Here is a 20,607-nt window from a genome sequence, read left to right on the forward strand (position 1 = left end):
GCAACACCTCCGGTACCTCCACGACACGGCTGCGCAACCACTCGCCGAGTGCCTTCGCCTGTGGATCGAACCGCGCCCGCGACGCCACACCCGCGCCGAGGATCCCCTCCACGACCACGTTGACGGCCCACAGGTTCGGCAACAGGAACCGTTGGACGGGGAGATCGGCGATCTCGGGTAACAGCTCGCGCAGCGTGTCGACAGTGAGCGTGTGCGCCAACCACCGCCACGCCTCGGGTGTTCGTACCCAAAGACCGAGGTTGGCGCTGTCGCCCTTATCGCCGCTGCGGGCACCCACGATCGTGCCCAGCGGTACGCGGCGGATGGGACCCTCGGGCAGTGGCTCCGGCAGTGGAGGTTCGGTCACCTCGACGAGTTCCCGGGTGTGTTCGGGTGGAGGGACGTCCACACGCCGTCCGTCGGGCAGCACCGCCACGTGCGGCACCGCGTCGGTGGGCACGAACGCGTCGGAGAACACACCGTAGGGACTGGCCTTCGACGGTGGCGCGGTGAGGTGGAAGCCGGGATAGCTCGACAGGCCGAGTTCGACGGCCGCCCCGCTGAACGCCCGCCCCACGAGGTCGGGATCCGGGTCGCTGACCGCGCAGTGCAGCAGTGCGCTCGCGGTCTCCTCGGTGTCCGCGTCGACGTGGTCGGTGCGCGCCAGTGTCCACCGCATCGACCGGGGAACGCGGTCACCGAGCGCCGCTTCGAACTGTTCGCGCACCAGCTGCGCCTTGGCCTCGACGTCGAGTCCGGTGAGGACGAACGTCACCTCGTTGCGGTGTCCGCCGAGAGTCGTGCACCCCACCTTCAGCCGAGGTGGAGGCGGTTCCCCACGCACCCCGCTGATCCGCACTCGGTCGGTCCCGTCCTGGGTCAGGCGGATCGTGTCGAACCGGGTCGTGACGTCGGGTCCGGCGTAGCGGGGGCCTGCGATCTCATACAGCAGCTGCGCGGTGACGGTGTCGACGGTGACCGCCCCGCCGGTGCCCTCGTGTTTGGTGATGACGCTGGAACCGTCCTCCTCGATCTCCGCGATGGGAAACCCGGGGAGTCCGAGTCGGTGTTCGGTGAAGAACGCGTAATTACCGCCGGTGGCCTGCGCTCCGCATTCCAGGACGTGTCCGGCCACCACGGCCCCAGCGAGCGCGTCGTGGTCGGACGGCCGCCACCCGAAGTGCGCGACAGCGGGCCCCACCACGAGCGAGGCGTCGGTGACCCGACCAGTGACCACCACGTCGGCTCCGGCCCGCAGACACTCGGCGATGCCGAACGCACCGAGATAGGCGTTGGCCGTGACCGGGTGGCCAAGTCCGAGTTCCTCGGCCCGGGGGACGAGGTCGTCGCCCTCGACATAGGCGACGGTGACCTCGATTCCGAGCCGCCGCGCGAGATCGCGTAACTTTTGGGCCAGTCCGGCCGGGTTGAGTCCACCCGCGTTGGTGACCACTTTGACGCCCGCGTCAACGGCCAGGCCGAGGCTTTCCTCCAGCTGTCGCAGGAACGTCGTGGCATAACCCCGGGAGGGGTCCTTCAACCGGTCCCTGCCGAGGATGAGCATGGTCAGTTCGGCCAGATAGTCGCCGGTGAGCACGTCGAGGGGGCCATCGGTGAGCATGTCGCGCACGGCCGAGAACCGATCGCCGTAGAAACCGGAAGCGTTCCCGACCCTGATCATGACACGGTCCTTCCGGCCACCCGTTCCGGCGAACGCCCCTCACCGGGTGGGCCCGCGAACGCCTGCGCGATCGTCAGCCACGTCGCGGCCTGTTCCCCCTCCGCCCGTAGGTCGGTGTCGAGCACGTGCGCGCGTTGGGTCACCACGAGGCAGAACTGCTGCGCGTCACCGGTGACCCGTTGGGCTGAGTCCTCCGGCCCGAAGGCCCACGTATCACCGTCGGGCGCGGTGAGTTCGACATGGAACTCCTCGGTCGGCACGTCCAGCCCTCGCAGGCGGAAGGCGAAGTCGCGGGTGCGCGCACCGAGCCGAGCGACGTGCCACAACCGTGCCGTCGGCGCGCGTCGAACCCCGAGGGCGTCGGCGATGTCCTGTCCGTGTGCCCATGTCTCCATCAGTCTCGCCGAGGCCATCGACGCCACGCTCATGGGTGGACGAACCACGGCAGTCGGGTTCCGGGTGGCGCGGCGATCAGGGCCGCGCTCAACTCTGCGCGTTGCCGCCGCCATGTCCGCAGCAGCTCCGCAGGGGGTCGTGCCGCGCCCTCGGCGGCACCCCGGTCGACGACACTGTTCCCATGTTCGTCCACAGCAGACGGGTCGATGCTCTCCTGATCGAACCGTTCGGGTTCTCGTAGGGCGACCAGCGCCTGGGCGTCGGTCCACGCCAAGTGGGCGATCTGATGAGCGATCGTCCATCCCGGTGCGGGGGTCGGCAGTGCCCACTCCCACGCGTCGAGTTCGGCGACCAGCGCGTCGACTTCATCGCTCTCGGCGTCCAGATCCCGCACGATCGCACTCACGTCCGCCACGTGCACCTCCTCGCCGCGGCATCGGCGCCGCCGCATCAGAGTGGCACCACGTACGGAGAACAATCAAGCACGCCTGATTTTTTCATTCTGTTGGCGTCACGCCAGCGACTCTGGTCCAATGTTCTGCCGAAGGCGAGACGACGACGGCGGGAGACACCGTGGCTAACGATGCCGACGGCGGCGATGGCGACAACGACACCGACTACACCCAGATCACCTACCGAGTCGCCGACCGAGTCGCGACCGTCACGCTCAACCGGCCCGAGGCTCGCAACGGATACACCGTCACCATGGCCGACGAACTCACCGACGCCCTCACGCGCGCCGACCACGACCACGACGTACGTGTCGTGGTGCTCACCGGAAACGGCCGGGACTTCTGTGTCGGGGCCGACCTGTCCCAGGGCGGATTCGACTTCGACGCCGAGACCGGACCCGATGCCGCGTGGCAGGAACCCGCGGGCCGGGTGTCCCGCCGCATGTTCGCGTCGAACAAACCGGTCATCGCCGCATTGCACGGCGCAGCGGTCGGCGGTGGTCTCACCATCACCCTGGCGGCCGACTACCGCCTGGCCACCACCGACGCGCGATTCGGGTTCGTCTTCGTCCGTCGCGGCATCTACCCCGAGGGCGCCTCGGCTTGGTTCCTGCCCCGACTCGTGGGCATGGGGCGCGCACTGGACTGGATGGTCAGCGGACGCGTCTTCGACGCCGACGAGGCCCTCGCCGCCGGACTCGTCCACAGTGTGCACGAGCCGGACGCCCTGTTGGACTCCGCGTACGCTCTGGCCGCCGAACTCGCCGCCACCACCGCGCCGGTGTCGGTGGCCGTCACCCGCCAGCTGTTGTATCGCATGTCCGGTGTGGATTCCCCACTACCTGTCCACGCCCTCGACTCCCGGTTGATCGGCAGCATTCCGGGCAACCCGGACGCGGTCGAGGGAGTACTGTCGTTTCTGCAGAAGCGCCCGCCGGAATTCGCTCTGCGCGTGCCGGAGGACCTGCCCGATTTCCTGCCCTGGACCCGGGAGGACGACACGTGAGCACCGACTATCCCGATGAACCGTGGCGGCTCGCCGGTGAGGCGTTCGTGTCGGTGTGGGTGGTGCCTCGACGTGCGCTGCCACGTGTAACCGACACCGTCACCCCCCTCACGATCGGCGGCAGGGCCGTGGTGGTCACCGCGTGGATCGACTACACCCCACCGGGACAGTTGAGCTATCACGAGCTGCTCGCCACGGTCGCGGTCCGGCCCGAACGACGTGCCGGAGCACACCTCGCCGCGGGCAGCATCACCGAGATCTGGGTGGACGACGAAGCTTCCCGAGCCGGAGGCCGCGAGCTGTGGGGCATCCCTAAGGATCTGGCCACCTTCGAGTTCGATCGCTTCGACGGGTTCACCGCCTCGGCTTCCACCCGCGAGGAGTGGATCGCCACGGCGACCTTCACCCCACGTGGCCCCGCAGGCCCTTTCGTCCCGGCCGCGTTCTCGATCGCCCAGTCGATCTCGGGCCGGTCACTGGTGAGCCCGGTACGCGCACGTGTGCGGGCCCGTTTCGCCACGGCCGTCTGGACGGTGAACCCGAACGGCCCACTTAGCTACCTCGCAGGGCGCCGTCCCCTGATCAACGCACACCTACGCGACGCCCGGCTGCTCTTCGGACGACACCGGCGGTGAAGGAGTCCGCCGGTGGCGCTCCGGGCGTTCTTTGTGAGCCCTCCCCCGCGATCGGCAGCGGCGGGGATGAGCGGCGAGGCGAAGGAATGCCACCGTCGACTCTGTAGGTCGCTTAGGTCGCGTAGGCGCTGTAGTCCCGGCCACTCCCCACGCGGCACCACGCGAGCGGGGAGCGGGCTTGTGAAACCCGGCCTAGCTGGGCGGATAGACTCGTTGCCGTGAGTGACGCGCTGGACGATTTCCACGAGGACCTGCCCGAACAGATGCGCATCCGGCGAGCCAAGCTGGACCGGCTGCGCGACTCGGGCGTCGAGCCCTACCCCGTCGGATACCCCAGGACCACCACGATCGGCGAGGTCCGCGAACGCCACGGCGACCTGGAGCCCGACCATCACACGGGCGAGCGCGTCTCGATCACCGGTCGGGTGATGCTGTACCGCACGGGCGGCAAGCTGTGCTTCGCCACCATTCGTGACGACTCCGGCCAGATCCAGATCATGCTGTCGCTCGACAAGGTGGGCGCCGAGGCTCTCGACTCCTGGAAGAGCGACGTCGACCTGGGGGACCACGTCGGCGTCACCGGCGAGGTCATCACGTCCAAGCGCGGTGAGCTGTCGGTGCTGGTGGACGAGTGGGCGCTGACGTCGAAGGCGCTGCGGCCGCTGCCCGAGAAGCACAAGGGTCTGACCGACCCCGAGGCCCGGGTCCGGCAACGCTACGTCGACCTGATCGTCAATCCCGAGGCTCGGCAGATGGTGCGGCAGCGGGCCGCCACGCTCCAAGCCTTGCGTTCGGTCCTGCTGGAGCGCGGCTTCCTCGAGGTCGAGACCCCGATGCTGCATCAGGTGCACGGCGGCGCGACGGCACGCCCGTTCGTCACGCACATCAACGCCTACGACCTCGACCTCTACCTACGTATCGCGCCCGAGTTGTTCCTCAAGCGACTCGTGGTCGGCGGTATCGAGAAGGTCTTCGAGATCAACCGCTCGTTCCGCAACGAGGGCGCCGACTCCACGCACAACCCCGAGTTCACGATGCTGGAGTGGTACCACGCCTACGGCGACTACAACGACGGCATGGTGATCACCCAGGACCTGGTGCGCCGCGCGGCCGAAGCCGTGTTCGGTGACATGGTCGTGCGCAACCCCAAGTACGGCGAGATCGACCTGGGTGAGCAGTGGCCGCAGATCACGTTGTACGGGTCGGTGTCGGAGGCACTCGACGCCGAGATCACCCCGCGCACTCCGATCGACGTGCTGCGCCGCCACGCCGACGACCGTGGCTTGAGCTGGGATCCGGCCTGGGGCCCCGGCAAGCTCGTGGAGCACCTGTTCGAGGAACTGGTCGAGCACACGCTGATCCGGCCCACATTCGTGCGGGACTTCCCCCTGGAGACCAGCCCGCTCACCCGCCAGCACCGCGATGACCCGCTGCTGGTGGAGAAGTGGGACCTCATCGGTTTCGGCATGGAGCTGGGGACCTGCTTCTCCGAGCTGATCGACCCCGTGGACCAGCGCAAGCGGCTCACCGAGCAGTCCCTGCTGGCCGCGGACGGGGACCCGGAAGCCATGCAGCTCGACGAGGACTTCCTGCGCGCCCTGGAGTACGGCATGCCACCGACGGTCGGCGCGGGCATGGGCATCGACCGCCTGCTGATGGCCTTCACCGGTAAGGGCATCCGCGAGACCATCCTGTTCCCGATGGTCAAGCCCGTCTGACAGCGCGATCCCGGCGGGAGCGGGCGTACCTGCCGGGGGAGATCCCCTTCCAGCGGGTGAACGCGCGGACGAAGCTGGCCGCGTCACCGTAGCCGAGGCGGTAGGCCACCTGCTCGACCGACAACGAGCGGGTGGCCAACAACTCCTCGGCCAGGGCCTGCCGCACTTCGTCGACCAGCGCGCGGTAGCTGGTTCCCTCGGCGGCGAGTCTGCGCCGCAGCGTCCGTGTCGTCACGACGAGTTCGGCCGCTACCGTGTCCATGTCCGTGTGGAGGCCGTCGACGGTCAGGAGCCGGTCGCGAACCCGCCTCGCCATGCCGTCGCGTGCTCGCCGTTCCGCCAACAGCGCGCGGCACTGTTGCTCGCACACGGCCGCCGTGTGGTCGTTGGCCTGTGGCATACGTTGTTCGAGCAGCGTGCGTGGCAGGCTGATGACGGCGTTGTCCGGGTGGTCCGGGTCGAAGTCCGGTCGCACTCCCAACAGTTCCACGATCAGGGTGCAGCTCGCCGCGACATCCCGAGCCAGCAGGAACGGGCGGACATCGGCGGGCACTCCCGTGGTGTGCCAATGCAGGGCCGCGACGTCGCCTTCCACACGCAACTCGGGGGCACAGAACACGTAGGTCAACTCCACGTAGCGCAACGCCAGGCGTACCGCGTCGCCGACCGTGCGACTGCTGGTGACCGCGAAACCCCAGATGCCGTATGCCGTGGCGTGGTACCGGCATCCGACCTCGTGTCCGAGTTCGGTCGGGTCGTCGGCACAGTGCGCGAGGAAGTTGCGCACCACCGCCAGTTCCTGGCGCGCCTCCACCTGGGCCATCGGGTCCCGCACCGTGGCGAGGTCGACCCCGCTTCCAAGGAGCACCATGTCGGCCGGGATTCCCCGCTCCCCGGCGAACTCCACCAACAACGCAATGCTCGCGACACCGCGGGGGAAGTCCCAGTCGACCATGTGTCCGAAAATATCAATTTCTTGTCCCAAGAGGGCCTGGAACAAACCACCCGGCGTCCCTACCTTCCGGGGGCATGGAGATCATCAACACCACCGTGCTCATCATCGGCGCCGGGTTCGGGGGTGTCGCCACGGCGATCGAGTTACGCCGCTCGGGTATCCACGACATCGTCATCCTGGAGGCATCCGACGAGGTAGGCGGGGTGTGGCGGGAGAACACCTACCCCGGCTCCGGCTGCGACGTGCCTTCACCGCTGTACTCGTTCTCGTTCGCCCCCAACACGGAATGGCCTCGACGCTACGCGCTCCAGCCGGACATCCTCGCCTACCTGCGACAAGTCGCCCGCAGATCCGGAGTGCTCGGCCTGGTGCGCTTCCGCAGCGAGGCCGTCTCGGCCGAGTTCGATCCAGGCTCGGCACGCTGGCACGTGCGTACCGCCGACGGCACGGTCTATGCCGCCCGGGTGTTGATTCCGGCCACCGGGCAGTTGTCCCGGCCGGCGTATCCGTCGATTCCGGGTATCGACACGTTCACCGGAGTGTCGTTCCACTCGGCACGGTGGGACCATGAATGCGATCTTTCCGGCAAGCGGGTCGCCGTGATCGGCACCGGCGCCAGCGCCGTCCAATTCACACCCTTCCTGCAGCGACGGGCCGCATCGGTGAAGGTCTTCCAGCGCACCGCCCCGTACATCATGCCCAAACGCGACCGTGTCTACACGGACCGGCAACGACACATCCTGCGTGCCCTGCCGATCCTGCAGAAAGCCGACCGGCTCGGGTTCTGGCTGTACACCGAGTTCGCCCAGGAATGCCTCTCCCGCTGGCAGTTCTTCACTCCCCTGTTCCGGGTTCAGACACGACGGCATCTGCGCAAGCAGGTCGCCGATCCGGTGTTGCGCAAGAAACTCACCCCGGACTACGCACTCGGTTGCAAACGCGTGTTGTTCAGCAACGACTACTATCCTGCGCTGACTCAGTCCAATGTCGACGTCGTCACCGAAGGCATCGATGCCATCACCCCGCAGGGTGTGCGCACGGCCGACGGCACACTGCACGAGGCCGACGTCATCGTCTACGGCACCGGCTTCGCGGCAACGGACCTCCTCGCCTCCGTCACCGTGCGAGGACTCGACGGACGGACGCTCTCCGATGCGTGGCGGGAAGGTGCCCGAGCCCATCTCGGCATCACCGTTCCCGGCTTTCCGAATCTGTTCCTGATGTACGGCCCCAACACCAATCTCGGCGGCGGGTCGATCATCTACATGCTGGAAAGCCAGGCACGCTACATCCGCAGTGCCGTTCAATTCCTCCTAGCACACCCCGGCCGCTACCTCGACGTGCGAGCCGAAGCCGAACAGCGGTGGGACGACGAGGTACAGAGCCGGCTCGCGCGCTCGGTGTGGACACGCTGCCACAGCTGGTACCGGAACGCCTACGGGCGCGTGGTGTCCAACTGGCCGGGTCGAACGTCCGAGTACCGCCGCCGCACCCGCCGGATGGATCCGGCCGACTTCCACGTGGTTCCGGCTCACTCGGCGCCGAACAAGCGCACGAGCGCGCCCACCGCGGTGCCCGACGCGGTCTCCGGTACGGCATCGGACCCACTCAACTGAGATCGACCGAGAGCTCTCCACCGCGGTGCACCTCGACGCAAACGGGGCAACACGCCCATATCTTGGGCGCCGATAACTCAGACAACCCTACATGTAGGCTTCGGTCACCAAGAGCTACAGACAACCGAACACCGGCCGCACTCGCGGGCACCCTGCCCGCGAGTCGGTCTCGTGCACCCTTTTTCTGGAGTCGTCACATGTCAGTGGAAGTCGTCCCGTCCCGCTCCGCCACCGAAACGATCCCGTGGGAGCGGGTGCACCGGGTCGTCCGGGAGGCCGTCGCGGGCTTACCGGACACGGCGGCCGAGGCAGTCCTGGCGGAGCTGAAACGCAACGTCTACGACGGCATCAGTGCCGATGAGCTGGCGCTCGCCCAGGTCATGGCCGCCCGCACCCTGGTGGAACGCGAGCCCGACTATTCGTTCGTGGCAGCCCGACTGTTGCTGGATTCGCTGCGCGGCGAGGCCACCGGCTACCTCGCCGGTGAACCCCGACAGCCGGACTATTCGGAGATGGCAGCCGGTTACGCCGACTACTTCCGCGATTACCTGCGTCGCGCCATCGACCTCCAGCTGCTCGACGAGGAATTGGGCGCCTTCGACCTCGACGTCCTGACCGCAGCGCTGCGCCCCGAACGGGACCTCCACCTCGACCTGCTCGGACTACAGACGTTGTACGACCGGTATCTGCTGCGCGACCCTCACGCAGGTACCCGATTCGAACTGCCGCAGGCGTTCTTCATGCGTGTGGCGATGGGGCTCGCCCTTCGGGAGCCCGAACGGAACTCCAAGGCCGTCGAGTTCTACGAGCTGCTGTCCACATTGCGGTTCATGACGTCCACTCCGACACTGTTCAACGCGGGAACCCGCCGCCCACAGCTGTCGTCCTGCTTCCTCACCACGGTCTCCGACGACCTCGCGTCCATCTTCACCGGTTACCGCAACAACGCGCTGTTGGCCAAGTACTCCGGAGGGCTCGGCAACGACTGGACCCCGGTGCGGGGACTCGGTGCGCACATCCGGGGCACCGGCGGCAAGTCCCAGGGCGTCGTGCCGTTCCTCAAGATCGCCAACGACACGACGGTGGCCGTGAACCAGGGCGGCAAACGCAAGGGCGCCGCGTGTGCCTATCTGGAGACCTGGCACATCGACATCGAGGAGTTCCTGGACCTGCGCAAGAACACCGGTGACGACCGTAGGCGCACTCACGACATGAACACCGCGAACTGGGTGCCCGACGAGTTCCTACGCCGAGTGGAGGCCGACGAGGACTGGACCCTGTTCTCCCCCGACGAGGTTCCCGACCTGCACGATCTCTACGGCACCGCGTTCGCCGAACGCTACCGAGCCTACGAGCAGGCCGCCGACGCGGGCGAGATCCGCGTGTTCCGCCGGGTGAACGCCACACAGCTGTGGCGACGCATGCTGACCATGCTGTTCGAGACCGGCCATCCGTGGATCACGTTCAAGGACCCGTGCAACCTGCGGTCACCGCAGCAGCACGCGGGCGTGGTGCACTCGTCGAACCTGTGTACGGAGATCACCCTCAACACCAGCACGGACGAGGTCGCCGTGTGCAACCTGGGGTCGGTCAACCTCGCCCGGCACGTCGGCAAGGACGGGCTGGACGTCGAGGCGCTACGGCAGACGGTGACCACCGCGGTCCGGCTGCTCGACAACGTGATCGACATCAACTTCTACACCGTTCCGGAGGCGGAGCGGTCGAATCTGCGCCACCGTCCGGTGGGTCTGGGCCTCATGGGTTTCTCCGACGCGTTGTTCGAACTGGGCATCCCCCAGGCCTCGGCCGAGGCCGTCGAGTTCGCCGACCGCAGCATGGAAGTACTGAGTTATCACGCGATCTCGGCGTCGGCGGACCTCGCCGAGGAGCGAGGCGCCTACTCGTCGTTCGACGGATCGCTGTGGAGTCAGGGCGTCCTGCCGATCGACTCGCTACGGCTGCTGGCCGAGGCGCGAGGCGAAGGGGAACTCGACATCGACACCTCGTCCACGCTGGACTGGGACTCACTTCGAAAGCGAGTGCGCACCACCGGGGTACGCAACTCGAACGTGCTCGCGATCGCTCCCACCGCGACCATCTCCAATATCTGTGGTGTTGGGCAGTCCATCGAGCCGCTGTTCTCGAACCTCTTCGTCAAGTCGAACATGTCCGGTGAGTTCACCGTGGTGAACCCGTACCTCGTGCGCGACCTCAAGCGGCGTGGCCTGTGGGACGAACGCATGGTGGCGGAACTGAAGTTGCACGACGGCGTGCTCGGCCCCATCGAGCGAGTGCCCGACGACCTCAAGGAGCTCTACGCGACCGCGTTCGAGTTCGACAGCCGGTGGCTCGTCGATGCGGCCTCACGGCGACAGAAGTGGATCGACCAGGCACAGTCGCTCAATCTCTACCTCGCCGAACCCAGTGGGCGTGCGCTCGACGCGCTGTACCGGCACGCATGGCGACGTGGCCTCAAGACGACCTACTACCTGCGCTCGCGGGCCGCGACCCAGGTGGAGAAGAGCACGTTGCGCGGAACCGACGGGCGCCTCAACGCCGTCGCCCCGGCCGTACCCGCCGTACCAGTCGGCGAACCGGCCGCGACCACGGCCTGTCGGATCGACGACCCCGACTGCGAAGCCTGCCAGTGACCATCGAACCACCATCCGGGAAGGACTCTCGTTGAGCCAGAACCTCACCCTCGACTTCGGTGCCGCACGTGTGAACGTGGACGACAAAGCCATGATCAACGCACGGGCGGACGTCAACCAGCTGCTGCCGATGAAATACGGTTGGGCGTGGGAGAAGTACCTCGCGGGCTGTGACAACCACTGGATGCCCACCGAGGTGGCTATGCAGGCCGACATCGCGCTGTGGAAGTCGCCCGACGGCCTGACCGACGACGAACGGTTGATGCTCGAACGCAATCTCGGGTTCTTCGCCACAGCCGAGTCGTTGGTGGCCAACAACCTGGTGTTGGCCGTGTACCGGCACCTGACGAACCCCGAGTGTCGCCAGTACCTGCTGCGGCAGGCGTTCGAGGAAGCCGTGCACACCCACACGTTCCAGTACATCTGCGTCAGCCTCGGCCTCGACGAGGGCGAACTGTTCAACGCCTACCGCGAGGTGCCGTCGATCGCGGACAAGGACTCGTGGGCGTTGCGTTACACCCGCAACCTGGAGAACCCGGACTTCCGCACGGGTACCGTGGAAGCCGACCAGGAGTTCCTGCGTGACCTCGTGGCGTTCTACGTGGTGTTCGAAGGCATGTGGTTCTACACCGGTTTCGCACAGGTTCTGTCCCTGGGCAGGCGGAACAAGATGGTGGGTATCGCCGAGCAGTACCAGTACATTCTGCGTGACGAGTCGATTCACCTGAACTTCGGCGTCGACTGCATCAACCAGATCAAGGCCGAGAACCCGCACCTGTGGACTCCGAAGTTCCAGCGAGAGGTGCGTGACATGCTCGTCGAGGCGTGCGAACTCGAAGTCGCCTACGCCCGCGACACCATGCCGCGGCCGATGCTGGGGTTGTCGGCGGAGCTGTGTGAGCAGTACATGCACTTCATCACCGACCGCAGGGCCGCCCAACTCGGGCTGGAACCCGTGTTCGGTGAGCGGGAGAACCCGTTCCCGTGGATGTCGGAGGCCATCGATCTGCGTAAGGAGAAGAACTTCTTCGAGACTCGAGTGACCGACTACCGCAGCGGTGCGGCACTCGCCTGGGACTGAGCTCGGGCTCCAAAACACACAGTGAAGACCGCCCTCGCTTCCTGCTGATGCGTTCGGCGGTCCTCACTGTGTTCATGGTGTTCGCGGCTACTCGGCTTGCGTCGGCTCAACCAGTCGGTAGGCTGCACGACCGGGTCTTTCGGACCGTTGAGTGGCCGGGCGGGAGCGATCTCGTCACCACCTCCGGGAGCCACCGCTGGGGTTGTACGGAGAGTAGCGTCGACTCTCTCCAACCATGCGACTAAACCACCCTTCCAGGCGGTGGACAAGATGCTCATTGCATGATGCGGTGGCAGGGTTCCGGACCGCAGTCCGGAAAAGGTCGATGACGCGGAACCCGAACAGGCCAGTTCGTCGTCCACAGTGTGCGAGGTGAAAAGTGCGGGAGCCTGGTGACGCACCAGGGCCAGCGGGCATAGCGCCAGGGCCAGCGGGCATAGCGCGACGCTGGGCGACGCGCCTGGCCGAGGCCGGTGAAACGGTGCTCCCCGTGGAGACACTGGAATCCATGCTGCTCGCGGTCGCGCAGGAGGCGCAAGCCGAAGCACAAGCGGCCCGAGACGCCGCTGCCCGCCGCTTCATCGACCTCTACGCGGCCACCCCGATCGGGGTGGTGCTCGGTGACACCGACGGCATCATCCGCGACATCAATCCCGCGCTCGTCCAGCTGCTCGGCCACACACGTTCAGACCTCGTCGGCAAGCCCCTCACATCGCTCGCCGCCACACCGAGTGATGCGAAGGCGCTCACAGCCGCCCTCGCCGAGTTTTCCCTGCCGGGCCGACGACCGCGTCAGGAACGACTCACGGTCACCCATGCGAAGGACGGAACACTCCGTGCCCGCCTGACCGTCGCCACCATCGAAGGCTGCGTCGAGGGGGATCCCCATCCCGTACTGATGATCGAGGACATCAACGAACTCGACCTACTCGGTGAGACTCTGCGCAGGCAGAACGTGCAGGACTCGCTCACAGGCCTGCCCAACTCGTACCACTTCGAGAGCAAACTCGACATGACACTCGCCGGGGCCACCGACGAACGGATCGCCCTGATCTACCTCGACATCGACGGCTTCAAAGTCATCAACGACGGGCTCGGCCCCGGCGCGGGCGATGAGGTACTGCGCCAGGTCGCCCGTAAACTGGAAGCCCAGTTCGTCACCCACGACGCGGTGGTGGCACGCCTGTTCGGTGACGGCTTCGCTGTGCTGCTGCGGGGCGAACTCGACAACGCCGACGTGGTGGGGCTCGTCGAGGACGCGATGCGGGAGTTGGCCGAACCGGTCTACGTGCAGGGCAAGGGCATCGGCGTCAACGTCAGCGTCGGCATCGTGGTCACCGAGGCGGCGGGCCACACTCGCGAGGAACTGCATCGCGCGGCCGAGATCACACTGCACCGGGCCAAGGAGAACGGCAAAGCCCAGTGGATGTTCTTCGAACAGGAACTGCACGACCGTGACCGGCGACGTTACGGCATCGGCGCCACCATCGGCGGCGGCCTGGAGAACGGCCAGTTCGGGGTCGATTACGAACCGACCGTCAAGCTCGACGGCAGCAATCAGATCGCGGTGGTCAACGCCGTGCTGCGCTGGGACCACCCCGACCATGGCGTATTGAGACCGTCCGACTTCTCCGACCTGGCCGATACCACGGGCATGACCCCGGCGTTGGGGCAGCTGGTACTCACCCAATCCATGAGCGACGCCGCCGCATGGCACCGGGAGTTCACCAAAGCACCGGATTTGTGTGTGCGGCTGCCCACCCGGTTCGCCATAGACCCGAATCTGGTGTGCGTCGTACGTACCGAACTGGAGCGCACCGGCCTGCCGCCGAACAAGCTCCGTATCTGCACCGACAGCATCGCGCTCACCGACCCGCGAGGCGAGGTACTGGAAACGCTGTCGGTGCTCGCCGACCTCAACGTCAAAATCACGTTGGCGGTCTCCGGCGCGGCCGACCTCGAACTGATCCACCAACATCGACTGCCGGTGGGGTTCCTCATCGTCTCGGGTTCACTGGTCGACGCACTCGCCGAGGAAGACACCGGTGATCACGGCGCTCACAGGCACCTTTCCATGCTGCTGGCTCGGGCCCGCGAGCTCGGGATCAACCGCGTCGGTGCCGATGGTGTGCACAGCGCGGAACACGCGCGTCGACTCGCCGATCTCGGTGTCATCGCAGGACGTGGCAAGCTGTTCGGCGAGGAAGTCGACGCGGCCGGCATTCGTTCGATGCTCGCGGGCGCGCCCGTGGGCGTGCGATCATGACGTCATGAAACAGGGAGATCGCGCACCGGATTTCACGCTTCCCGACGGCGACGGCGAACCGCGGCGACTGTCCGAGTTGCTGCGATCCGGCCCTGTCGTGCTGTTCTTCTACCCCGCGGCCATGACACCCGGCTGCACCGCCGAAACGTGCCACTTCCGGGACCTGGCCTCGGAGTTCGCCGAAATCGGCGCACAGCCGGTGGGCGTGAGCCCGGACCCGGTGGACAAACAACACCGTTTCGCGGAGGCCCACGGGATCGGTTTCCCACTGCTGTCGGATGCCGACGGCACTGTGGCGACACAGTTCGGGGTACGCCGTGGCTTCGGCCCGTTGCGCACCAAGCGACACACCTTCGTACTCGACACCGACCGCACGGTCCTCGCCGTCGTCCGCAGCGAGTTCCGCATGTCCGTCCACGCCGACAGGGCTCTCGAGGTCCTACGCGCCCACCAACGGAGTTGATCGGCGCGGCAGTCGCACGACGAGCCCTGTGACGGCCCGAGGCACCTTCCGAGCGGGTGGCCCGCTCACTCCATGAGGATGTCCTCGGGTATCGGCGAATCGGTACGCAGGGCCTCGAACAACGCCTGCGATTTCGCTTCGTCCCAGTACTCGGCGGAGCCCGATGTCACGGGGACCGTGGTGGTGACCACTCCACCACCGCCGATACCCCGCATGGCCCACGCCAGCCCCATCAGATGATGGAGGTGGTCGCCGCTGTCGAGTGTGAGTGCGTCCGGCACGGCTCCGAGCAGCGGGAAGACGTCGAACGGGTTGAGCAACGTGGCCGGACTCGCGATCTCACCGGCCAGTGCACCGATGAACTTCCGTTGGTTGGCCACTCGGTCGAGGTCGGATCGCGGTGTGGCCTCGCTGTAACGCATGCGGACGAAGCCGAGTGCCTGCGCCCCGTCCAGGATCTGAGTGCCCGCGGGGATGACGAGCCCGGTCTTGGTATCGCGCATTTCCGCCGGAATGTCCATTTCGACACCGCCGATGGCGTCGACCACCTCGGCGAAGCCGCCGAAGCCGATTTCAGCGTAGTGATCGATGCGAAGCCCTGTGGCCTGTTCCACCGTTTGAGCCAACAGCGGCGCGCCGCCGAACGCGAAAGCGGAGTTGATCTTGTTGACCCCGTGGCCGGGGATCTCGACCCGCGAGTCGCGAGGCAGGCTGAGCAGCGTCGGGGGCGTGTCGTTGTCCGGGATATGGGCGATCATGATCGTGTCGGTACGTCTACCGCCCGTGTCACCGGTCGACAGTTCCGCCATCCGTTCCTCGTCGAGCCCCTCACGGGAGTCCGATCCGACGAGCAGCCAGTTCGTCCCCTCACCAGCCGCCGGCCTGCCCTCGTAGTCACCGGGCAGAGCGTCGATGCGGTTGATGGAGGAATCCAAGTAGAACCACACGACGCCGATGAACAGCATGAACACCAGCAGCAGGCTCAGCAGCACCTTGCCGAAGGACCACCTTCTGCGAGGTGGGCGTCCTCCGGTGGGAGGCCGCCGTTCGGGCGGTGGTGGCTGTGTGGGCGGGCGAGGCGCTACGCGGGTGGGTTGCGGCCGCGGCGGCCGAGGCGGTGCCTGCCTGGCACGCTCGCTGCCCGGAACAGGCATCACTCGCGCCTGTTGATGCTGTCTGGGGCCGCGTGGCGGCCGACGGCCAGGAGGCGGTGGTCGGTATCCCCCCTGATGACTGCCGTAATTCATGGCCACTCCGATCGCTTCGCGCGGCTGTCACGTCGCGCGCATGTGTCGTGCTGCGCGCATACCTAACCGCATGCCTCTGTGGCCTAGACGCGCTATCCCCCAATCAGGTTGTTTCGGCCACGGGATCCCTTGTCTCCCGTGTTCAGAGCGGCAAGCACCAGCGATCGGGACGCTTGTGCTCGAACGCGCGCGCCAGCAGGCCGTGTACCGGCACCAATCCCGCGGTCTGAACCGTGAACTCCGCGGCCAACCTGTTCCACAACGCCGGCCTGCGTAGCAACGCGTGGTTCTCGGCGGTGACATCGAACCGCGCCAGCCGGGCGGCACAGGCGTCGGCACGCTCGGCGTATCGATAGGAGTCCTCCGGCCGCGTCACCCGATCGAGTGTGCCGTGGGCGATCACCACATCGCGGTCGGCCACGGACTCGACCGGCTCGTCGTCCGGCGTCCACGGCGCGAACGCGCACGCCCCGCGTACCGCCTCGTCGTCACACACCCGCAACGCCACACGCCCGCCCATCGAGTGCCCCACCAGCACGATCGGCAGATCCGCCCGTTCGGCCCTGATGATCTCCAGCGCCCACCGCGCGTCATGCACCGGATGACATTCGGGCTCGTTCCAGCCTCGGACGCGGTTACGCAACACCCGTACCTCCAGGCCGAGCCGTGCTCCCGCCGCCCAGATCGCATGCGCCACCGGCATCATCCGGAGATATGCCAGCCTCCACGGCCGCACCACCTCGGCACCGTACTCGGCACCGCCGTGCAGCACGAGCGCCACGGCCCTCGGCCGCGATGTCCGCGCGGGCAAGGTGGTCAACACCGGAGGCCGGGTCATGCCGCCGGCCGTTCGCCGAGGTCGAACTGAGTGCGGTGCAGTTCGGCATACCGGCCGCCGTGGGCGAGCAACTCGGAATGAGTGCCGCGTTCCACGATCCGACCGTCCTCGACGACGAGGATCTGGTCGGCCACCCGCACCGTGGAGAGTCGATGGGCGATGACCAGCGCCGTACGTCCCCGCAACGCGTCGGTCAACGCCTCCGCGACCGCGGCCTCGGACTCGGAGTCCAGGTGTGCGGTGGCCTCGTCCAACACCACCACACGCGGGCGCGCGAGCAACAGTCGCGCGATGGTCAACCGTTGCCGCTCCCCACCGGAGAAGCGGTAGCCGCGTTCACCCACCACGGTGGCCAACCCGTCGGGCAGGCAATGGATGAGTTCATCCAGCCGGGCACGACGCAACACATCCCAGATCTCGGTATCGGTGGCCTCGGGCCGCACATAGGTGAGGTTGGCCCGGATGGTGTCGTGGAACAGATGCCCGTCCTGAGTGACGAACCCCACGGTGGCACGCAGTGCCGCGAACGACATGTCCCGCACATCCACGCCGGACAACCGCACAGCACCGGAATTCACGTCGTACAGTCGCGCCACCAACGAAGCGATGGTCGACTTGCCCGCCCCGGACGGCCCGACGAGTGCCACCATCTGTCCGGGCTCAGCACGGAAGCTCACGCCGTGCAGCACCTCTTCCCCACCTCGGGTGTCGAGAATGGACACTTCTTCGAGGGAGGCGAGTGAGAAGGCGTCCGCCGGAGGATAGGCGAACCGAACGTCGTCGAACTCCACCGACACTTCACCTTCAGCCAGCGGAGTGGGATCACGACGCTCGGTGAGCATGGGCTTCAGGTCCAGGACCTCGAACACCCGCTCGAACGACACCAGCGCCGTCATGACGTCCACACGGACGTTCGCCAACGCCGTCAACGGGGTGTAGAGGCGAGTGAGCAGCAACGCCAGCGCAACGACTGTTCCCGCGTCGAGCCTCCCCGTGAGTGCCAGCCACCCGCCGAGCCCGTACACCAGAGCCTGAGCCAAAGCGGACACCAACGTGAGACTGGTCATGAACCAGCGGGTCAACATGGCGGTACGCACACCGATGTCCCGCACCCGGCCCGCCCTCTCGGCGAATTCCTCGGCCTCGACACGCGGTCTGCCGAACAACTTCACCAACGTGGCACCCGGCGCGGAGAACCGTTCGGTCATCTGGGTGGTCATGGCGGCGTTGAGCTCGGCCGACTCGTGTTGCAGGGTCGCCATCCGCCTGCCGATCCTCCGCGCGGGCAACACGAACGTCGGCAGCAACACGAGCGCCAGGAGTGTGACCTGCCACGACAGTGTCATCATCACCGCGAGCGAGAGCACCAGCTGAATGACGTTCGTGACCAGGCCCGAGAGCGTCGCCGTGAACGTCCGCTGCGCGCCGATGACGTCGTTGTTGAGCCTGCTCACCAACGCGCCGGTGCGGCTACGCAGGAAGAACGCGATCGGCATTCGTTGGACGTGCTCGAACACTGCCTTGCGCAGGTCCAGGATGAGACCCTCACCGATGTGCGCGGACTGCCACCGTTCCGCCAGTCCGAGCGCGGCGTCCACCACGGCGATCAGCGCGATGATCACGGCCAGCCACACGACGGTCGAGGCGGACTTTCCGTCGACGATGGCGTCGACCACCCGGCCCGCGAGCAAGGGCGTGGTCACGGCCAGCACGGCCGACACCACCGTGATCAGCAGGAACACCAACAACCGGCGCCAATGCGGGCGGGCGAAGCGAGCCACCCTCCGCACCGTTGCCTTGCGCAGCCCACTCGGGGTGTCGGCTGACTGCATCGTTCCCCGCAGCAGCGACCACGTGTTGTCCATCCGTCAGCAACCCCTTCCGCGACCTGGCCACGACCGTCCTGTGTCCGGCGCAACAGCGTCGGCATCACCGCGCTTTCGGATGTATCCTCCGTGCCCTCGTAGATTCTGCCTGCCGCCACCGACATCGTCTGCGGCGTCGGTAGTCTCGGACGCCATGGGGACACGGGAACCGGGGGTCCGACATCGGGTACCGGACGTGCTGGACCGGGCGTGGACGGCGCTGGCGCGGCGGCCGCCGGCCATCGACGCTCTCCTCTACCTCGGCTGCGCGGTGTACGCACTGACGCTGGCCCTGACGGACAAACACCTCGGCTACCGTGTGTGGGGCGCCTTCGCCTCCGTCGGATACACCCTGGCACTGGTCCATGCCTGCTGGCTGCTGCGTACTGCGCGCGCCCCGCGATCACGACTGCGGTCCCGGTGGACGGGCGTGGTCACCGTCGGCGTCGTGGGCATGCTCGCCCCGTTGGTGACGCTTCTCGTACGACGAGAGTCCCACGGAGGCGACTGGACCGACGTCGAGAACCTGTGGAGCGCACAGCCCGAGGTATGGGTCATCGAACGCTCGGCGAGCACGCTGCTGGCCACGGGTACGCCCTACCTGGACATCGCCGGCCTCGACCGCGCGCCCCATGTCCACGACTACACCCCGTACGGCCCGATCATGGCCGTGTTCGGCCTGCCTCGCGCGTTACTGGGAGGCCATCCGGTCGCCGACATACTCACCGACGCACGTCTGATGTTTATCCTCGTGGCCGTAGGGTGCGTCGTCGCGAGTCTGCGACTGCTTCGAGTGTCCTCGGTGCCACTGCGAGGGGCGCAGCTCGCGGCCGTGTTCCCGTTGACGGCGCTGACATCGGCCACAGCGGGCCCCGACCTCGCGATCGTGGGTCTGATCGTGCTGGCCACGGCGCTCGCCGCCACGGACCGTCCGATCTGGTCGGCGATAGTCTGCGCGCTGGTGGCGAGCGCGAAACTCATCGCGGCACCCGCCGTGGTGGTGCTCGCGTTCGTCGTCGCGGCCCGGCGAGGAGCCCGCGCACTGGCCCGCTTCACCACCGTGTTCGTCACCGCCTCACTGGTGGCCACCGTGCCCGTACTGGTGGTGAATCCACGCGCGTTCGTCGAGCACGTGTTCCTGTTCCCGACCGGTCTCGGGATGGTGACCTCACCCGCCGCGAGCCCGTTGCCGGGACACCTCATCGCCAACACCGGCACCGTCGGCACCGTGATCGCGTTCGTCGCCCTCGCCGCTGCGGGCCTGGCCATGTTGGTGTGGTTGTTGCGCACACCACCACGCACGGCCGACGACGCGGCTTTGCGAACCGCGGTGGGTCTCGCCGCCTTCACCATGCTGACGACGGCCACGCGCTTCGGCTACCTCGTGTACGTGTCCGTGCTACTCGGAGCGGTGTTGGTGTTTCGGAGCCGGGCCGAGGCCCCCCTCGGCGCCGTCGAGCCCGGCTCCGAAACCATCGGAGATCGCGCCCCTCTTACTTCTTCTTGACGCGCGTCGCACCGCCTCGGCCTCGCAACTGGACCCCGGATTCCGAAAGAACCCGGTGAACGAAGCCGTACGAGCGGCCCGTCGCTTCAGCCAAAGCGCGGATGCTCGCCCCCTTCTCGTACTTCTTCTTCAGGTCAGCGGCCAGCTTCTCGCGCGTGTTTCCGGTGATGCGCGCACCCTTCTTCAGGTCTGCCACGTCAATCCACCTTCCGCCCGTTGATGTTTCGGGC

Annotated in this window: 15 protein-coding genes and 1 pseudogene; 9 read left to right on the forward strand and 7 right to left on the reverse strand. The window is 67.0% G+C overall.

Annotated elements, in window-relative coordinates; all coding sequences use genetic code 11:
- Together M7H19_RS17840 and M7H19_RS18700 are read right to left on the reverse strand one after the other, a co-directional pair.
- Positions 1-1,681: acyclic terpene utilization AtuA family protein (locus M7H19_RS17840; protein ID WP_298183052.1), on the reverse strand; the 1,681-nt coding region annotated here is incomplete at its 3' end.
- A pseudogene (locus M7H19_RS18700) lies at positions 1,678-2,492 on the reverse strand (TIGR03084 family metal-binding protein). The pseudogene M7H19_RS18700 and the gene M7H19_RS17840, both read right to left, overlap by 4 nt.
- Positions 2,493-2,650: 158 nt before the next feature.
- On the opposite strand from M7H19_RS18700, the gene M7H19_RS17855 reads away from it, so the two are divergent.
- From M7H19_RS17855 to lysX, 3 genes are all read left to right on the forward strand, one after another.
- On the forward strand, positions 2,651-3,535 hold the full coding sequence (locus tag M7H19_RS17855) for an enoyl-CoA hydratase-related protein (protein ID WP_298183061.1): 885 nt from the start codon (positions 2,651-2,653) through the stop codon (positions 3,533-3,535).
- Positions 3,532-4,170, forward strand: coding sequence for an acetoacetate decarboxylase family protein (locus tag M7H19_RS17860; RefSeq protein ID WP_298183064.1), 639 nt, complete (start codon positions 3,532-3,534; stop codon positions 4,168-4,170). Before M7H19_RS17855 ends, M7H19_RS17860 begins: the two co-directional genes overlap by 4 nt.
- A gap of 218 nt (positions 4,171-4,388) precedes the next feature.
- On the forward strand, positions 4,389-5,888 hold the full coding sequence (lysX, locus tag M7H19_RS17865; RefSeq protein ID WP_298183067.1) for a bifunctional lysylphosphatidylglycerol synthetase/lysine--tRNA ligase LysX: 1,500 nt from the start codon (positions 4,389-4,391) through the stop codon (positions 5,886-5,888).
- Here lysX and M7H19_RS17870 read toward each other — a convergent pair.
- A complete protein-coding gene (locus M7H19_RS17870; RefSeq protein ID WP_298183070.1) occupies positions 5,875-6,843 on the reverse strand; it encodes an AraC family transcriptional regulator in 969 nt (322 codons plus the stop codon). The genes lysX and M7H19_RS17870 overlap by 14 nt on opposite strands.
- 74 nt (positions 6,844-6,917) lie before the next feature.
- On the opposite strand from M7H19_RS17870, the gene M7H19_RS17875 reads away from it, so the two are divergent.
- The 5 genes from M7H19_RS17875 to M7H19_RS17895 all read left to right on the forward strand — a co-directional run bounded on the left by M7H19_RS17875 (position 6,918) and on the right by M7H19_RS17895 (position 14,920).
- On the forward strand, positions 6,918-8,459 hold the full coding sequence (locus M7H19_RS17875; protein WP_298183073.1) for an NAD(P)/FAD-dependent oxidoreductase: 1,542 nt from the start codon (positions 6,918-6,920) through the stop codon (positions 8,457-8,459).
- A gap of 197 nt (positions 8,460-8,656) precedes the next feature.
- Complete coding sequence (locus M7H19_RS17880) at positions 8,657-11,110, forward strand: ribonucleoside-diphosphate reductase subunit alpha (protein ID WP_298183077.1); 2,454 nt, start codon at positions 8,657-8,659, stop codon at positions 11,108-11,110.
- A gap of 31 nt (positions 11,111-11,141) precedes the next feature.
- Positions 11,142-12,191 (forward strand): ribonucleotide-diphosphate reductase subunit beta, encoded by a 1,050-nt coding sequence (locus M7H19_RS17885; protein WP_298183079.1) that lies wholly within the window; start codon positions 11,142-11,144, stop codon positions 12,189-12,191.
- A gap of 508 nt (positions 12,192-12,699) precedes the next feature.
- Entirely contained in the window at positions 12,700-14,457 is a 1,758-nt protein-coding gene (locus tag M7H19_RS17890; RefSeq protein WP_298183098.1) for a diguanylate cyclase, read from the forward strand.
- A 4-nt stretch (positions 14,458-14,461) separates the two neighbouring features.
- Positions 14,462-14,920, forward strand: a complete 459-nt coding sequence (locus tag M7H19_RS17895) for a peroxiredoxin (protein ID WP_298183082.1) — start codon at positions 14,462-14,464, stop codon at positions 14,918-14,920.
- Between the two features lie 65 nt (positions 14,921-14,985).
- On the opposite strand, the gene M7H19_RS17900 is transcribed toward M7H19_RS17895, so the two are convergent.
- From M7H19_RS17900 to M7H19_RS17910, 3 genes are all read right to left on the reverse strand, one after another.
- Positions 14,986-16,167 carry an LCP family protein gene (locus M7H19_RS17900; RefSeq protein ID WP_298183085.1) on the reverse strand — a complete coding sequence of 394 codons (1,182 nt, stop codon included), beginning with the start codon at positions 16,165-16,167 and terminating at the stop codon, positions 14,986-14,988.
- Positions 16,168-16,309: 142 nt separating this feature from the next.
- Positions 16,310-17,005: an alpha/beta fold hydrolase gene (locus M7H19_RS17905; RefSeq protein ID WP_298183088.1), complete on the reverse strand. Its 696-nt coding sequence runs from the start codon at positions 17,003-17,005 to the stop codon at positions 16,310-16,312.
- Entirely contained in the window at positions 17,002-18,870 is a 1,869-nt protein-coding gene (locus M7H19_RS17910; protein ID WP_298183091.1) for an ABC transporter ATP-binding protein, read from the reverse strand. The genes M7H19_RS17905 and M7H19_RS17910 overlap by 4 nt, the downstream gene beginning before the upstream one ends.
- 154 nt (positions 18,871-19,024) lie before the next feature.
- Here M7H19_RS17910 and M7H19_RS17915 point away from each other — a divergent pair, with 154 nt between their 5' ends.
- On the forward strand, positions 19,025-20,377 hold the full coding sequence (locus M7H19_RS17915) for a glycosyltransferase 87 family protein (protein ID WP_298183094.1): 1,353 nt from the start codon (positions 19,025-19,027) through the stop codon (positions 20,375-20,377).
- Here the strand turns inward: M7H19_RS17915 and M7H19_RS17920 are convergent.
- On the reverse strand, positions 20,364-20,579 hold the full coding sequence (locus M7H19_RS17920) for a helix-turn-helix domain-containing protein (protein ID WP_277069056.1): 216 nt from the start codon (positions 20,577-20,579) through the stop codon (positions 20,364-20,366). The two genes, M7H19_RS17915 and M7H19_RS17920, sit on opposite strands and share 14 nt — an antisense overlap.
- Positions 20,580-20,607: the final 28 nt, after the last annotated feature.

The sequence above is a fragment of the Saccharomonospora sp. genome (genome assembly GCF_027317685.1).
Lineage (GTDB): Bacteria > Actinomycetota > Actinomycetes > Mycobacteriales > Pseudonocardiaceae > Saccharomonospora.

What these genes read in the sequence shown, in the direction of transcription:
- M7H19_RS17870 (WP_298183070.1), bottom strand. Translation starts at nt 6,843, where the DNA reads ATGGTCGACTGGGACTTCCCCCGCGGTGTCGCGAGCATTGCGTTGTTG.
- M7H19_RS17875 (WP_298183073.1), top strand. Translation starts at nt 6,918, where the DNA reads ATGGAGATCATCAACACCACCGTGCTCATCATCGGCGCCGGGTTCGGG.
- M7H19_RS17880 (WP_298183077.1), top strand. Translation starts at nt 8,657, where the DNA reads ATGTCAGTGGAAGTCGTCCCGTCCCGCTCCGCCACCGAAACGATCCCG.
- M7H19_RS17890 (WP_298183098.1), top strand. Translation starts at nt 12,700, where the DNA reads ATGCTGCTCGCGGTCGCGCAGGAGGCGCAAGCCGAAGCACAAGCGGCC.
- M7H19_RS17895 (WP_298183082.1), top strand. Translation starts at nt 14,462, where the DNA reads ATGAAACAGGGAGATCGCGCACCGGATTTCACGCTTCCCGACGGCGAC.
- M7H19_RS17900 (WP_298183085.1), bottom strand. Translation starts at nt 16,167, where the DNA reads ATGAATTACGGCAGTCATCAGGGGGGATACCGACCACCGCCTCCTGGC.
- M7H19_RS17905 (WP_298183088.1), bottom strand. Translation starts at nt 17,005, where the DNA reads ATGACCCGGCCTCCGGTGTTGACCACCTTGCCCGCGCGGACATCGCGG.
- M7H19_RS17910 (WP_298183091.1), bottom strand. Translation starts at nt 18,870, where the DNA reads ATGGACAACACGTGGTCGCTGCTGCGGGGAACGATGCAGTCAGCCGAC.
- M7H19_RS17915 (WP_298183094.1), top strand. Translation starts at nt 19,025, where the DNA reads ATGGGGACACGGGAACCGGGGGTCCGACATCGGGTACCGGACGTGCTG.